At 40.4% G+C, this 342-nt stretch carries 1 protein-coding gene; it reads right to left on the reverse strand.

Features of this window, described 5'->3' with window-relative positions; genetic code table 11:
* Positions 1-146 precede the first annotated feature (146 nt).
* On the reverse strand, positions 147-342 hold a 196-nt coding region (locus ACZ3HH_RS29505), incomplete at its 5' end, for a hypothetical protein (protein ID WP_465810056.1).

Consider the following 342-nt stretch of genomic DNA (forward strand, 5'->3'; position numbering starts at 1 on the left):
GCACGTGGCGGCTATGCAGCAGAGTGGCATGGATACCCTGGATATTCCTGCATTTTTGCGTAAACAAGCGGATTGATGTTTTAAGTCGGTAGATTGGCAATGTTTTCAGCATTGCATTTTCAAATTCCCTTGGGGCGGAATAGTCTCTATTTCGCCCGTTTTTGTTGTTGTGAATCGACACTTAAATGGGAGTGAATACAGGCTTTTCGAAATTTGGTCTTAATGAAAAGAACAATTGGCGCACTTTTTTTATAATGGATAATTACTTCTCCTGATTGTGAATGTCTTGACCTATGCTTAAACAGCGAACCATTAAACAAATTGTGAAAGCCACCGGTATAG

The organism is Pseudomonas sp. PME37.24/025 (genome assembly GCF_055556615.1).